Below are 13,218 nucleotides of genomic sequence, written 5' to 3' on the forward strand. Positions count from 1 at the left end.
TCCTCTCATGACCCAGAACACGCGTACCGCTGATTCCACGTCCACCGCCACGTCCACCGCGACCTTCTCCGGCGCGTCCGCCGCACCCCTGCGCGTCGCCGTGATCATCGGGAGCAACCGCGAGGGCCGCTTCGGGCCGATCGTCGCCGACTGGCTGCTCGCGCGGATCGGGGAGCGGGCGGACTTCGAGGTGGACGTCATCGACCTGGCCGACTCCCACCTGCCGACCGCGCTCTCCTACAACCCGTCACCCGAGACCCTCGCCGAACTCGGCAAGGTCACGCCGAAGCTGGCCGCCGCCGACGCCTTCGTCGTCCTCACCCCCGAGTACAACCACTCCTACCCCGCCTCCCTCAAGAGCCTCATCGACTGGCACAACGCCGAGTGGCAGGCCAAGCCCCTCGCCTTCGTCTCGTACGGCGGGCTCTCCGGCGGCCTGCGCGCGGTCGAGCACCTGCGCCCGGTCTTCGCCGAACTGCACACCATGACGATTCGCGACACCGTCTCCTTCCACAACGCGGGCGGCCTCTTCGCCGACGACGGCACCCACAAGGACCCGACGGCCGCGAACGCCGCCGCCAAGTCGATGCTCGACCAGCTCCACTGGTGGGCGTGGGCCCTCCGCAGCGCCAAGGAGGCCCGGCCGTACGGCAATTGAGGGTGCGCGGGGTCGCGCGAGGTCAGGCCTCCGGCAGGCGCACCGTCGCCACCGCGCCGCCGCTCTCCGCGTTGCGCAGCTCCACCCGCGCGCCGATCGCCTGGGCCTGGCCGAACGCGATGGTCAGGCCCAGGCCCGTGCCCTGGCCGCGCTCGCGGGCACCGGTCTGGAAGCGCCGCGGGCCGTCCTTGAGGAGATGCTCGGGGAAGCCGGGGCCGTGGTCGCTGACCGTGACCACGGGCCCGGCCACCCGCACGTCGACCGGCCCGGCACCGTGCCTGCGGGCGTTGGCGACGAGGTTGGCGATGATCCGCTCCAGACGGCGCGCGTCGGTACGGACGAGCGTGTCGCCCGAGCCGTCTGCTCCGCTCTCTGCTGTCGTCGCGAACCGCACCGCACATCCCGACCGCTGCACGATGCCCTCCGTGAGCGCGCGCAGCGGATGCGTGCCCAGGTCGGGGCGTTCCATCTCCGCGTCGAGCCGCGCCACTTCGAGCAGGTCCTCGGTGAGGGTGCGCAGGGCGAGCACCCGGTCGCGCACCAGCTCCGTGGGGCGGCTCTGCGGCAGCAGTTCGGCCGCCGTGTGCAGGCCGGTCAGCGGCGTGCGCAGCTCATGGGCGACGTCGGCGGTGAAGCGCTGCTCGGCCTCGAGCCGCTGCTGCAGGGACGCCGCCATCGTGTCGACGGCGGCGGCCAGTTCGGCCACCTCGTCCTTGCCCGGCCGGCTGCCCGGCACACGCGGATGGTCGATACGGGCGTCCAGATCGCCCTCGCTGATGCGGCGCGCGGTGGCCGCCGCGGTCCGCAGCTCGCGGCTGAGGCGGCTGGCGAGCGCGGCGCCGCCAAGGGCCGCGAGGATGACGACGACGACCCCCGAAACAAGGAGCTGCCGGTCGAACTCCGCCATCTCTGCGGCCTGTTCGGTCAGCGCCTCGCGCACCGAGAGCACATGGCCGCCCACGGGGCGCGCCGCCCACACGACGGGGTGCTCGGCGCCCATGTCGAGATACGTGGTCCGCCGCCCGTCCAGCGCGGCGGCCCGCAGCGACGCCGGCAGGTCGGGCGCGTCGAGGGCGGCGTCCGTACGGGCGTCCCCGGCGGTGTCGACCTGCCCCGTCAGCTCGTACAGCTGACGCACCCGCACGAGCTGCGCGGTCGCCCCCGACCTGGCGTTCTCGGAGACCTGTTCGAGTCGCGCCTGGTGGACGAGGACCCCGATGGCGACGGCCACGACCGCGCAGCCGAGCGCGAGCAGCGCGGCGATCTTCCAGCGCAGACCGAGGGCGTTGAGCGCGGCGCGGGTGCGCCGGCCGATGCCTCTCACCTCGGCCCGCCCGTGCCGCGCGAGGGCTCCGGAGTGGGCGTCGGGCTGGGCGTCGGCGCCGGGGAGCCGTCGGAACCGGCGTCGTCGTTCTTGTGGTCCTTGGCGTCGCTCTCGTAGTTCTTGGTGTCGCTCACCGTCGACATCCGCACGCCGTCCCAGTGGAACCGCACGGCCTGCTGGCCGCCGTCCGCGCACGAGCTGCGCACCAGCAGATCCTTGCCGAGCGTCTCGATGCTCACGCGCCTCCCGGAGGTGAACAGGACCGGGTAGACGCGCCCGTCGCGCTCCTCGTAGACGGACAGGACGCTGCGGCCGCTCTCCGTGTCGGCGGCCACGAGCAGCTCGGGGCGCCCGTCGCCGGTCAGGTCCGTCAGGAGCGGCGGCCGCAGTCCGGCCTGCCCGGGGCGGTCGATCTCGCTGCGGTCGGCGAGCGGCTTCATCCGCGGGTCGGCCCGCAGGATTTCGCGGAAGTCCTGCGTGCGCAGCCCGTCCTTGCCCAGCTTCGGCAGCTCCTCCAGGGCTTGTGGCGGCGGCTGGTGGGTGGCGGTGTCGGCGCCGGGCGCCTCGGGTGACGTGCTCGACCAGGCGGGCCAGAGGGGCTGGGGGCGCGGCTGCACGGACACGGACGGCGCGGGCTCACCGGCGTCGAGCCCGTCCACGCTGCCGCATCCGGCCAGCACGACGGCCGCCGTGGCGGTGAGGACGGCGGCACGGCGCAGGAGGCGGCGGCGGTGGGCGCGGGAAAGGTTCATGGCTCCGTCGACGGTAGGAAGCACGCGTCACGGAATCCGGGAGATTGTGTAACAGACAGGGGCATGCGGGGTGGAAACGCGGGATTCGGGACCTTCGGCCTGGCCGGTGGCCCCATCGGCATCGGCCGGTGGCCGCCCCGGGGAGAATCGACGCATGACGTCGACGTACGAAACCGGCTCCGGGGCGGAGTCCGGCTCCGGCCGGGCAACGGTCCTCACCGTGCTGACCACGACCGACACCGCACAGAAGGCGGAGGACCTCGCGAGCGGTGCGGTGGCCGCCAGGGTCGCCGCGTGCGCGCAGATCGTCGGGCCCGTCACCTCCGTCTACCGGTGGGAGGGCGCCGTCGAGACCGCCCGCGAGTGGCAGATCCTGTTCAAGACGGCCGCCGCACGCTACGAGGCCCTGGAGACCTGGCTGACCGAGGCCCACGACTACGACACCCCAGAGATCATCGCGACGCCGGTCGTGCGGGGGAGCGCGGCCTACCTGGAGTGGGTGGTGCGGGAGACCACCGGATGACGCGGGAGGGCGGCCGGCTGCCGTTCTTCGTGTACGGGACGCTGCGGCCGGGGGAGCGCAACCACGACGTCCATCTGCGCGGCGGCATCGAGACGGAGCGGCCGGCCCGGCTCCCGGGGGCGGTTCTCTACGAGGGCCCCGGCTATCCGTACCTGGTGGAAGGCCCCGAAGGCGGTCCTGTCTACGGCGAGTTGATCACGGCGACCCCTTCCGCGTACGACCGGCTCCTCGCCGCCCTCGACGTACTGGAGGAGTACGCGCCCGGCGACCCCCGCAACCTCTACGAGCGCGTGGAGCGCGAGGTGATCCTCCTGGACGGGGCTCCGGCGAACGCGTGGGTGTACGTGGCGGCGCCGCGAGTGGCGGCGCGGCTGAGGGCGTCGGGGGCGGTGATCGGGGGAGGGGACTGGGTGTCGTTCCGGTCCGGCCGCTGAGGCGCGGCGGTAACGCACTTTGTGCAGCTCAAACGCCTGCAACTCGATCTGGTGGACTGAATCACCCGTGCGAGCGACCCACGCGAAGCGCATGATCACCAAGGGTTGTCGCTGTGGGACTCTCCGTGTGCACCAGTCGGTGCGCGAGTCGGTGCGTGAGCACCACGTCCTCAGCAGGAGTTGCCCCATGAGCCTTCGCCGTTCGCTGCCGGCCCTCGTCGGCGCCGTAGCCCTCACCCTCGGCCTCCCCGTGGCGGCCGCCGCGTCCGCTCACGCCCCGGCCGCCGTCATGAACCCCTGCGGGTTCTACGAGACGGGCAGCGACGCGTTCTACAACCACTGCACGGGCGACGGCTCGCACGTCGTCATCAAGGTGGAGGTGGCCATGGCCCCCGACTACGAGCGCTGTGTGGGTCCGGGCAAGCTCTGGCTCGGTTCGGCGAGCAAGATCCAGGGCGCGCACTACGTGGGACGCACCTGCTGACCCTCACCCTCTGACCGCGGGCCGGGCGGTTTCCCCCGGCCCGCTGTCATGCCCGGCCCCCGGCCCGTTCGAGCCGCACCGCGCACACCTTGAACTCCGGCATCCGCGAGACCGGGTCGAGCGCCGGATTGGTCAGGGAGTTGGCCCGGCCCTCGCCCGGCCAGTGGAACGGCATGAAGACCGTGTCGGAGCGGATCGCGGTGGTGATCCGCGCCGGGGCCACGGCCCGCCCCCGCCGCGAGACGACGGTCAGCGGCTCGCCCTCCTCGACCTCGAGGCGCGCGGCGAGCCGCGGATGCAGCTCCACGAAGGGCCCGGGGGCGGCGGAGTTGAGCTCGTCGACGCGGCGCGTCTGGGCCCCCGACTGATACTGCGCGAGGACCCGCCCGGTGGTCAGGAGCACGGGATACTCCGCGTCCGGCTCCTCGGCGGCGCCGCGATGGGCCACCGGCACGAACCGCGCCCGCCCGTCCACGGTGGCGAACCCGTCGAGGAACAGGCGCGGGGTGCCGGGGTGTTCGGCCTGCGCCGTCTCGGGGGCCTCGACCGCGGGGCAGGGCCAGAACACCCCCTCCCCGTTGCCCTCCTTCAGGCGTGCGTACGAGATCCCCGAGTAGTCCGCCACGCCACCCGCGCTCGCCCGGCGCAGCTCCTCGAAGACCTCCTCCGGGTCCGTCGGGAAACCCTTCTCGTGGCCCAGGTGCGCGGCGAGACCGTGCAGCACGTCCAGGTCGCTGCGTACGCCGTCGGGAGCGCTCACCGCCTTGCGGCGCAGCAGCACCCGCCCCTCCAGGTTCGTCACCGTGCCCGTCTCCTCGGCCCACTGCGTCACCGGCAGCACGACATCGGCCAGTTGGGCCGTCTCGGAGAGCACCACGTCGGCCACGGCCAGGAAGTCGAGCGACCGCAGGCGCTCCTCCACATGCGCGGCGCGCGGCGCCGAGACGACCGGGTTGGAGCCCATCAGGAGCAGTGCCCTGATGTCCCCGCCGAGCGCGTCGAGCAGCTCGTACGCGGACCGGCCGGGACCCGGGAGCGAGTCCGGGTCGACGCCCCACACCCCCGCCACATGCGCCCGCGCCGCCGGGTCCGTCAGCTTGCGGTAGCCGGGCAACTGGTCGGCCTTCTGACCGTGTTCCCGACCGCCCTGGCCGTTGCCCTGCCCGGTCAGGCAGCCGTACCCGGCGAGCGGGCGGCCCGCGTTGCCGGTCGCCAGGCAGAGGTTGATCCACGCGCCCACCGTGTCCGTCCCCTTGGACTGCTGCTCGGGTCCGCGCGCGGTGAGCACCATCGCGGTCTCGGCGCCGCAGAACATCGCTGCCGCGTCCCGCAGTCGGGGCACGGGGATGCCGCTGATCCGCTCCACGTACTCCGGCCAGTGCGCCATCGCCGCCGCCCGCGCGTCCTCCCAGCCGGTCGTCCGCTCCTCGATGAACGCCTCGTCCGTCCGGCCCTCGGCCACCACCAGATGCAGCAGGCCGAGCGCGAGGGCGAGGTCGGTGCCGGGGCGCGGCGCCAGATGCAGGTCGGCCTGCTCGGCGGTGCGGGTCCTGCGCGGGTCGACGACGATCAGCTTGCCGCCGTTCTCCTTCAGCTCCGTCAGATAGCGCAGCGCGGGCGGCATCGTCTCGGCGAGGTTCGACCCGACGAGGATCACGCAGCCGGTGCGCGGGATGTCCTCCAGGGGGAACGGCAGACCGCGGTCGAGCCCGAAGGCCCGCTGCCCCGCCGCTGCCGCCGACGACATGCAGAACCGGCCGTTGTAGTCGATCTGCGACGTGCCGAGCGCCACCCGCGCGAACTTCCCCAGGGCGTACGCCTTCTCGTTGGTCAGACCCCCGCCGCCGAACACTCCGCACGCGTCCGCGCCATGTTCCGTACCCGTGCGGGAAAGGCCCTCGGCGACGCGGGCGACGGCCTCCTCCCAGGTGGCCGGTTCGAGCCGGCCCGTGGCGTGGGATCGGATGAGTGGCTCGGTCAGGCGCACCCGGGAGGAGAGCACAGCGGGCGCCGTGCGGCCCTTGCCGCACAGCGCGCCCCCGTTCACGGGGAACTCGGGACGCTCCACGACCTCCGTGCCGCCGGGCCCGGTGGTCAGGCCCATCCCGCATTGCAGCGCGCAGTACGGACAGTGGGTGGGCGTCGCCTTGGTGTGCATACGACCCAGCTTCCGCCGCGCTTGTTACACCCCCCGACGCCATCGGGTTACACACGCGGTAACCCAACCTCAGCAAGCTCGGCCCCCCACTGTGAGCCGCCGCGCCCGTTTTGGGGGCGCGGGGAACGGCGCGAGGACGGTCGTGCCCCTTCAGGGGCGCGGGGAACTGCGCGAGGACGGACCACGACCCGCACCCGGGGGACGACCGGAACAAGGCAGACGCACCCCCGCTCCCCGCCAAAGGCCAGCGCTAGCGAGCCGCGGCCAGGGCCCGGTCCACGCCCGGCTCCCGGGGCCCGAGGAACCGCGGATCCGGTCGAAACGCCGAGTCCACCGCCGCCTTGCCGGCCGCGAACAGCTCCCTCGCGCCGCCGTAGTACCAGGTCGCGTCGTGTTTGGCGTCGACCCCGACCCCGTACGACGAGACGCCCGCCGCGCGGCACAGCGCGACGGCCCTGCGTATGTGGAAGCCCTGGCTGATCAGCACCGCCCGGTCCACGCCGAACACCTTCTTGGCGCGCACGCACGAGTCCCAGGTGTCGAAGCCCGCGTAATCACTGACGATCCGCCGCCCCGGCACCCCGTGCTCGGTCAGATAGGCGCGCATGGCGTCCGGCTCGTCGTACTCCTCGCGGCTGTTGTCGCCGGTGACCAGGACGACCTCTATCCGCCCCGCCTCGTACAACTCCGCCGCCGCGTCGAGACGGTGCGCGAGATACGGCGAGGGCTCGCCCTTCCACAGGCCGGCGCCGAAGACCACCGCGACCCGCGTGCGCGGCACGTCGGCGGTCGTGTGCAACCGTCCCTCCGCCGTCACGAACAGCCAGGTCGCGGGCAGCAGAGCCACCACGCAGAGGGCCATGAAGGTCTGCACGGCCCGCCGCTGCCCCTGCCGCGTCCGCGGCACCCGCACCCGTGGCACCCGCACCCGCGGCAGTCGCATCCACGGCGACCGCGTCCACCCCGGACGCCTCACCCACCCAGGACGCTTCATCCCGTTCCCCGTTCCCCCGTGCCCCCGGCCGGATCCCCCCGATCCGATCACTGCCCCCAACGGTAAGCGACCGCACTGACAACGTTGCGCCGCCGACGGTGAGCCAGGCCGAAAGGACCCGTCACCGGCACGCAACGCGACCGAAACGCCCCGCGGTCATCCTCGGTCCATGACGCCGTGGAATCCATGTCGCGACGAGCCCGGCAGCACCCCTCTCGAAAGTACGGCGCACCTCATGAACCGGATCACCAGCCAGCTCGGCAGCCAGCTCGCCCTCGTCTCGCTCGACGGCAGGCGCCGCCCCGCCCCGCGGCGCCCCGCATCGGCGCCCGACCTCGTCGTGGTTGCCCACGGCAGCCGTGACCCCCGCGCCCTCGCCACCGTCACGGCGCTCCTGGCACGGGTCCGTGAGCTGCGGCCCGGCCTCACCGTGCGCCTCGGCCACATCGAGCTGAACGAACCCCTGCTCGGCGACACCCTCGCCGAGTCCGACGGCTCCGCCGTCCTCGTGCCGCTGCTGCTCAGCCGCGGCTACCACGTCAAGCACGACATCCCCGAGGCCGCGGCCCTGGCCCCGCACCTCGACACGCGCCTCGCCGCCGCGCTCGGCCCGCATTCTCTGCTGGTCGACGCGCTGCACGACCGGCTCGTCGAGGCGGGCTGGCCTGCCGAGCGCGGCCGGGCCGCCCGGCGCACCGGCGGCGTGGTCCTCGCCGCGGCCGGCTCCCGCGACCCCGACTCCGCCACGGACACCCGGCGCACGGCGGAGCTCCTCGCCCAGCGGCTCGGCGTACCGGTGATTCCCGCGTACGCCACGCCGACCGCGGCCGCCCCGCTCAGCGTGGCCGCCGCGGTGCGCGCCCTCGCCGCACGTGGCCGCCACCGCACCGCCGTGGCCTCGTACTTCACCGCGCCCGGCCGCTTCGCCACGCAGTGCGCCGACGCCGCCCCCTGGATCGCGTCGGCCCCGCTTGGCGACCACCCGGCGATGGCCCAGCTCCTCCTGCACCGCTACGACAAGGCCCGCGCGACCACGCCCGCCACTCCCGCCACCTCCGCCACGCACCTGCCGCCCCGTCAGCTGACCTCCGCCTGACCGTCGCCTGTCGGCCACCGAGGTGCCCTGAAGCCCTCTTTGTCACTCCTTGCGTTTACTGTCGGTGCATGGAAGGCACTGCACCGAACGGGTACGACGAAGAGGCGGCCTATGACAAGGCCGCCGTCGAGCGATGGGCCACCGAGCCCGACAAGAGGCCGGGGCGCACCGCCTTCCAACGGGACCGCGCGCGCGTCCTGCACTCCTCCGCGCTGCGCCGCCTCGCCGGGAAGACCCAGGTGGTCACCCCCGGCACGCGCAGCAACGAGGCGTGGGACGCCAGTGCCCGCACCCGCCTGACGCACTCCCTGGAGTGCGCCCAGGTCGGCCGCGAGCTCGGCGCCGCCCTCGGCTGCGACCCGGACCTGGTGGAGACCGCCTGCCTCTCGCACGACATGGGCCACCCGCCGTTCGGCCACAACGGCGAGCAGGCGTTGAACGAGGTCGCCGAGAGCTGCGGCGGCTTCGAGGGCAACGCCCAGTCCCTGCGCCTGCTCACCCGCATCGAGCCGAAGCGCTTCGTGAGAAGCGAGGAGACGGACGAACTGGTCGGCGTGGGGCTCAACCTCACCCGGGCCGCCCTGGACGCCGCCACCAAGTACCCCTGGCCGCGCGGCGCCCACCCCACCGACCCGGACTCGCCCAAGTTCGGGGTCTACGAGGACGACCGGCCGGTCTTCGACTGGGTCCGCAAGGAGGCCCCAGGGCGCCGCACCTGCTTCGAGGCCCAGGTCATGGACTGGTCGGACGACGTGGCGTACTCGGTGCACGACATCGAGGACGGCCTGCACGCCGGGCACCTCGACCCGAACCTCCTGCACGCCGAGCCCGAGCGCCGGGACATCTTCGCCGTCGCCATCGGCCGCTATGTGCCCGCGGACACCGACCCCGAAGAGCTCTCCGAGGCCCTCGACCGCCTCCTGGACCAGGAGTGGTGGCCGCATGGGTACGACGGCTCGGCGATCGCCCAGGGCCGCCTGAAGGACGCCACCAGCCAGCTCATCGGCCACTTCTGCCTCGCCGCCGAGACCGCCACCCGCCTGCGGTACGGCAAGGGCCCCCTCACGCGGTACGCGGCCGAACTGGTCGTCCCGCGCGAGGCCCGCCACGAGTGCGCGGTCCTCAAGGCCGTCGCCGACCGGTATGTGATGCAGCGCCCCGCCCAGGAGCGGCTGCGCGCGGATCAGCGGATCGTCGTCGCCGAGCTGGCCGAGGCGCTCACGGCACGGGCCCCCGAAGGTCTCGACCCGCAGTTCCGCGCGCTGTACGACACGGCGCCCGACGACCGCGCGGCCCTGCGCGTGGTCGTCGACCAGATCGCGTCCCTCACGGACGCCGCCGCGCGTTCCCTGCACGCGCGGCTCACGGCGAGACAGAGCTGACATATGCGGAATGAGCCGATCGACCACGGGGCGTGACGAAAACTGGCCGGATCGGGCCGCAACCCCTTCCCGCATCACGCTCCGTGCGGGACGCTCCCCTGACGGCAAGGCTTTGAGGAGGCATCAAGTGGTCGACGCGGATCAGACGTTCGTCATTGTCGGAGGAGGACTCGCGGGCGCGAAAGCGGCCGAGACGCTCCGGTCGGAGGGCTTCACCGGCCGGGTGATCCTCATCGGCGACGAACGCGACCACCCGTACGAGCGCCCGCCCCTGTCGAAGGGATACCTCCTGGGCAAGGAGGAGCGCGACAGCGTCTTCGTCCACGAACCCTCCTGGTACGCGCAGTCGGACGTGGAGCTGCATCTCGGCCAGACCGTCGTCTCCATCGACCGCGAGGCCAAGGCCGTCCGCCTCGGTGACCGCGACGTCATCCACTACGACAAGCTGCTGCTCGCCACGGGAGCGGAGCCGCGCCGCCTCGACGTCCCCGGCACCGGCCTGGTCGGCGTGCACCACCTGCGCCGCCTCGCGCACGCCGACCGGCTGCGCCAGGTCCTTTCCGGTCTCGGCCGGGACAACGGCCACCTGGTGATCGCCGGAGCCGGCTGGATCGGCCTCGAGGTCGCCGCCGCCGCGCGGACGTACGGCGCGGAGGTCACCGTCGTCGAGCCGCAGGCCACCCCGCTGCACGCGGTCCTCGGCCCGGAGATCGGCCAGATGTTCACCGACCTGCACGCCGAGCACGGGGTGCGCTTCCACTTCGGCGCCACGCTCACCGAGATCGCGGGGGAGGACGGCCTGGTCCTGGCGGCCCGCACGGACGACGGCGAGGAGCACCCGGCACACGACGTGCTCGCCGCGATCGGCGCGGCCCCGCGCACCGGGCTCGCCGAGGCTGCGGGCCTGGAGATCGCCGACCGCACGCACGGCGGCGGTGTCGTGGTCGACGCCTCGCTGCGGACCTCGGACCCGGACATCTTCGCGGCGGGCGACGTGGCCGCCGTCCAGCATCCGCTCTTCGACACCAGGCTGCGCGTGGAGCACTGGGCGAACGCCCTGAACGGCGGTCCGGCCGCGGCCCGCGCGATGCTCGGCCAGGACGTGACGTACGACCGCGTGCCCTACTTCTTCTCGGACCAGTACGACGTGGGCCTGGAGTACTCGGGGTGGGCGCCGCCGGGTACGTACGACCAGGTCGTGGTCCGAGGCGACGCGGGGAAGCGGGAGTTCGTCGCCTTCTGGCTGAGCGAGGGCCGGGTCCTTGCCGGGATGAACGTGAATGTGTGGGACGTCACGGACCCGATCCAGAGGCTGATCCGCGCGGGCGCGCGGCCGCCCGCCGAGGCCCTCTCCGACCCGTCCGTCCCCCTGGAGTCGCTGCTCGGGTGACGGGCCGGGCGGGAGTGTCACAGCAGGGCCGTAGTATTCCTACGTGGCAGGCAGGATCAATGACGAGGACGTGAAGGCGGTTCGGGACGCGGTCCCGATCGACGCCGTGGTCTCCGACTACCTCCAGCTGCGGAACGCGGGCGGAGGCAACCTCAAGGGCCTGTGCCCCTTCCACGACGAGAAGTCACCGTCCTTCCAGGTCAGCCCCAGCAAGGGTCTCTTCCACTGCTTCGGCTGCCAGGAAGGCGGCGACACGATCGCCTTCGTGATGAAGATCGACCACCTCACCTTCTCGGAGACGGTCGAGCGCCTCGCCGCCCAGGCGGGCATCACCCTGCGGTACGAGGAGGGTGGGTACAACCCCACGAGCCAGCGCGGCGAGCGCATCCGTCTGGTCGAGGCCCACAAGATCGCCGCTCAGTTCTACGTGGACCAGCTGGAGAGCCCCGAGGCCGAGATCGGCCGGAAGTTCCTGGCCGAGCGCGGCTTCGACCAGGCAGCGGCGGCGCACTTCGGTGTCGGCTACAGCCCCGCGGGCTGGGACCACCTCACCCGGTTCCTGCGCGGCAAGGGCTTCACCGACAAGGAGCTGGTCCTCTCCGGCATCTCCCAGGAGGGCCGCCGCGGCCCCATCGACCGCTTCCGCGGCCGCCTGATGTGGCCGATCCGCGACATCAGCGGCGAGGTCGTCGGCTTCGGCGCGCGCAAGCTGCGCGACGACGACAACGGCCCCAAGTACCTCAACACCCCCGAGACGCCGATCTACAAGAAGGGCCAGGTGCTCTACGGGGTCGACCTGGCCAAGAAGGAGATCGCCAAGACCTCCCGCGCGGTCGTCGTCGAGGGGTACACGGACGTCATGGCCTGTCACCTCGCCGGTGTCACCACGGCCATCGCGACCTGCGGCACCGCCTTCGGCGGCGACCACATCAAGATCCTGCGCCGCCTCCTGATGGACAACGGCTCGGCGCGGGTGATCTTCACCTTCGACGGTGACGCGGCAGGCCAGAAGGCCGCCCTGCGCGCCTTCGAGGACGACCAGAAGTTCGCCGCCGAGACGTACATCGCCATCGCGCCCGAGGGCATGGACCCCTGCGAGCTGCGCCTCGCCAAGGGGGACTCGGCGGTCGCCGACCTCGTGGAACCCCGCACGCCGCTCTTCGAGTTCGCGCTGCGCCAGATCGTCGCCCGCTACGACCTGGAGACCCCGGCGGGCCGCGCCGCCGCCCTGGACGAGGCGGCGCCGGTCGTGGCCCGCATCAAGAACAGCGGCGCGCAGCACGAGGTGGCCGTCCAGCTCGCCGGGATGCTCGGCATCCTGGACACCCAGTTCGTGGTCAAGCGCGTGGCCCAGCTCGCGCGTTGGGCCCGCGACCGGGGTGGCAGGGGCCCGGCCCCGCAGCAAGGCCCACCCCGTGGCCAGCAGTACGCGCCGTCTGTGCCCGCAGGGCCCTCCGGCCCCGCGCTCACCCTGCGCAGCCCCGCCCACCGCACCGAGCGCGAGCTGCTCAAGCTGGCCCTGCAGCGCCCGGAACTGGTCTCCCCGGCCTTCGACGCGTACGGCGTGGACGAGTTCACCGCGCCGCCGTACGCGGCGGTGCGCCGGTGCGTCGAGGAAGCGGGCGGCGCCGAGGCGGGCATCCCCGAACCGCAGACCTACCTCGCCCGTGTCCTGGACGCCGCGCCGGACGACACGGTCCGCGCCATGGTCACCGAACTGGCCGTCGAGGCGATCCTGCGCAAGCAGGTGGACGAGATCTACGCGGGCATGCAGCTCGTCCAGGTCAGGCTGCGCGCCGTGGACCGCCGTATCCGTGACGTCCAGGGCAGCCTGACCCGCCTGAGCGCCCAGGGCGACCCCGCACAACTGGCCGCGGTCCAGAACGAGTTGTGGATCCTCCAGCAGTACGCCCAGGCCCTCCGCGAACGCGGCGCCGACGCACTCTGAGGTTCGTCCGACGGCTGATTGGTTACCCGTCGGGTAACCGATCGGTCACGCACCGGACTCAAAAAGTCACCGCAC

12 protein-coding genes are annotated in these 13,218 nt (G+C 72.9%); 8 read left to right on the forward strand and 4 right to left on the reverse strand.

Going from position 1 to position 13,218, the window contains the following annotated elements; translation table 11 throughout:
• Positions 1-7 precede the first annotated feature (7 nt).
• Positions 8-658: an NAD(P)H-dependent oxidoreductase gene (locus AB0M70_RS07165; RefSeq protein WP_365817204.1), complete on the forward strand. Its 651-nt coding sequence runs from the start codon at positions 8-10 to the stop codon at positions 656-658.
• Between the two features lie 22 nt (positions 659-680).
• On the opposite strand, the gene AB0M70_RS07170 is transcribed toward AB0M70_RS07165, so the two are convergent.
• Both AB0M70_RS07170 and AB0M70_RS07175 read right to left on the reverse strand, forming a co-directional pair.
• On the reverse strand, positions 681-1,982 hold the full coding sequence (locus AB0M70_RS07170) for a HAMP domain-containing sensor histidine kinase (protein WP_365817206.1): 1,302 nt from the start codon (positions 1,980-1,982) through the stop codon (positions 681-683).
• A complete protein-coding gene (locus AB0M70_RS07175; RefSeq protein WP_365817208.1) occupies positions 1,979-2,734 on the reverse strand; it encodes a hypothetical protein in 756 nt (251 codons plus the stop codon). The genes AB0M70_RS07170 and AB0M70_RS07175 overlap by 4 nt, the downstream gene beginning before the upstream one ends.
• Before the next feature lie 154 nt (positions 2,735-2,888).
• Between AB0M70_RS07175 and cutA the strand changes: the two genes are divergently transcribed.
• From cutA to AB0M70_RS07190, 3 genes are all read left to right on the forward strand, one after another.
• Positions 2,889-3,257 (forward strand): divalent-cation tolerance protein CutA, encoded by a 369-nt coding sequence (gene cutA / locus AB0M70_RS07180; RefSeq protein ID WP_365817210.1) that lies wholly within the window; start codon positions 2,889-2,891, stop codon positions 3,255-3,257.
• A complete protein-coding gene (locus AB0M70_RS07185) occupies positions 3,254-3,691 on the forward strand; it encodes a gamma-glutamylcyclotransferase family protein (RefSeq protein ID WP_365817212.1) in 438 nt (145 codons plus the stop codon). The genes cutA and AB0M70_RS07185 overlap by 4 nt, the downstream gene beginning before the upstream one ends.
• Positions 3,692-3,878: 187 nt before the next feature.
• On the forward strand, positions 3,879-4,175 hold the full coding sequence (locus tag AB0M70_RS07190) for a DUF6355 family natural product biosynthesis protein (RefSeq protein WP_363208570.1): 297 nt from the start codon (positions 3,879-3,881) through the stop codon (positions 4,173-4,175).
• Positions 4,176-4,221: 46 nt separating this feature from the next.
• Here the strand turns inward: AB0M70_RS07190 and AB0M70_RS07195 are convergent, their stop codons facing one another.
• Complete coding sequence (locus tag AB0M70_RS07195) at positions 4,222-6,333, reverse strand: molybdopterin oxidoreductase family protein (protein WP_365817214.1); 2,112 nt, start codon at positions 6,331-6,333, stop codon at positions 4,222-4,224.
• A 250-nt stretch (positions 6,334-6,583) separates the two neighbouring features.
• Positions 6,584-7,276 carry an ElyC/SanA/YdcF family protein gene (locus AB0M70_RS07200; protein ID WP_365817216.1) on the reverse strand — a complete coding sequence of 231 codons (693 nt, stop codon included), beginning with the start codon at positions 7,274-7,276 and terminating at the stop codon, positions 6,584-6,586.
• A 286-nt stretch (positions 7,277-7,562) separates the two neighbouring features.
• Here AB0M70_RS07200 and AB0M70_RS07205 point away from each other — a divergent pair, with 286 nt between their 5' ends.
• From AB0M70_RS07205 to dnaG, 4 genes are all read left to right on the forward strand, one after another.
• Complete coding sequence (locus AB0M70_RS07205) at positions 7,563-8,423, forward strand: sirohydrochlorin chelatase (RefSeq protein WP_365817218.1); 861 nt, start codon at positions 7,563-7,565, stop codon at positions 8,421-8,423.
• Positions 8,424-8,491: 68 nt separating this feature from the next.
• Entirely contained in the window at positions 8,492-9,805 is a 1,314-nt protein-coding gene (locus AB0M70_RS07210; RefSeq protein WP_365817220.1) for a deoxyguanosinetriphosphate triphosphohydrolase, read from the forward strand.
• A 127-nt stretch (positions 9,806-9,932) separates the two neighbouring features.
• Complete coding sequence (locus AB0M70_RS07215; protein WP_365817222.1) at positions 9,933-11,195, forward strand: FAD-dependent oxidoreductase; 1,263 nt, start codon at positions 9,933-9,935, stop codon at positions 11,193-11,195.
• A gap of 43 nt (positions 11,196-11,238) precedes the next feature.
• Positions 11,239-13,143, forward strand: coding sequence for a DNA primase (dnaG, locus tag AB0M70_RS07220; protein WP_365817225.1), 1,905 nt, complete (start codon positions 11,239-11,241; stop codon positions 13,141-13,143).
• The last annotated feature ends 75 nt before the right edge of the window (positions 13,144-13,218 follow it).

The organism is Streptomyces sp. NPDC051214 (assembly GCF_040682375.1).
Lineage (GTDB): Bacteria > Actinomycetota > Actinomycetes > Streptomycetales > Streptomycetaceae > Streptomyces.

Excerpts from the sequence above, each read along its gene's own strand:
- AB0M70_RS07190 (WP_363208570.1), top strand. The coding sequence starts at position 3,879 with ATGAGCCTTCGCCGTTCGCTGCCGGCCCTCGTCGGCGCCGTAGCCCTC.
- AB0M70_RS07185 (WP_365817212.1), top strand. The coding sequence starts at position 3,254 with ATGACGCGGGAGGGCGGCCGGCTGCCGTTCTTCGTGTACGGGACGCTG.
- AB0M70_RS07200 (WP_365817216.1), bottom strand. The coding sequence starts at position 7,276 with ATGCGACTGCCGCGGGTGCGGGTGCCACGGGTGCGGGTGCCGCGGACG.
- AB0M70_RS07165 (WP_365817204.1), top strand. The coding sequence starts at position 8 with ATGACCCAGAACACGCGTACCGCTGATTCCACGTCCACCGCCACGTCC.
- AB0M70_RS07205 (WP_365817218.1), top strand. The coding sequence starts at position 7,563 with ATGAACCGGATCACCAGCCAGCTCGGCAGCCAGCTCGCCCTCGTCTCG.
- cutA (WP_365817210.1), top strand. The coding sequence starts at position 2,889 with ATGACGTCGACGTACGAAACCGGCTCCGGGGCGGAGTCCGGCTCCGGC.
- AB0M70_RS07210 (WP_365817220.1), top strand. The coding sequence starts at position 8,492 with ATGGAAGGCACTGCACCGAACGGGTACGACGAAGAGGCGGCCTATGAC.
- AB0M70_RS07195 (WP_365817214.1), bottom strand. The coding sequence starts at position 6,333 with ATGCACACCAAGGCGACGCCCACCCACTGTCCGTACTGCGCGCTGCAA.
- AB0M70_RS07175 (WP_365817208.1), bottom strand. The coding sequence starts at position 2,734 with ATGAACCTTTCCCGCGCCCACCGCCGCCGCCTCCTGCGCCGTGCCGCC.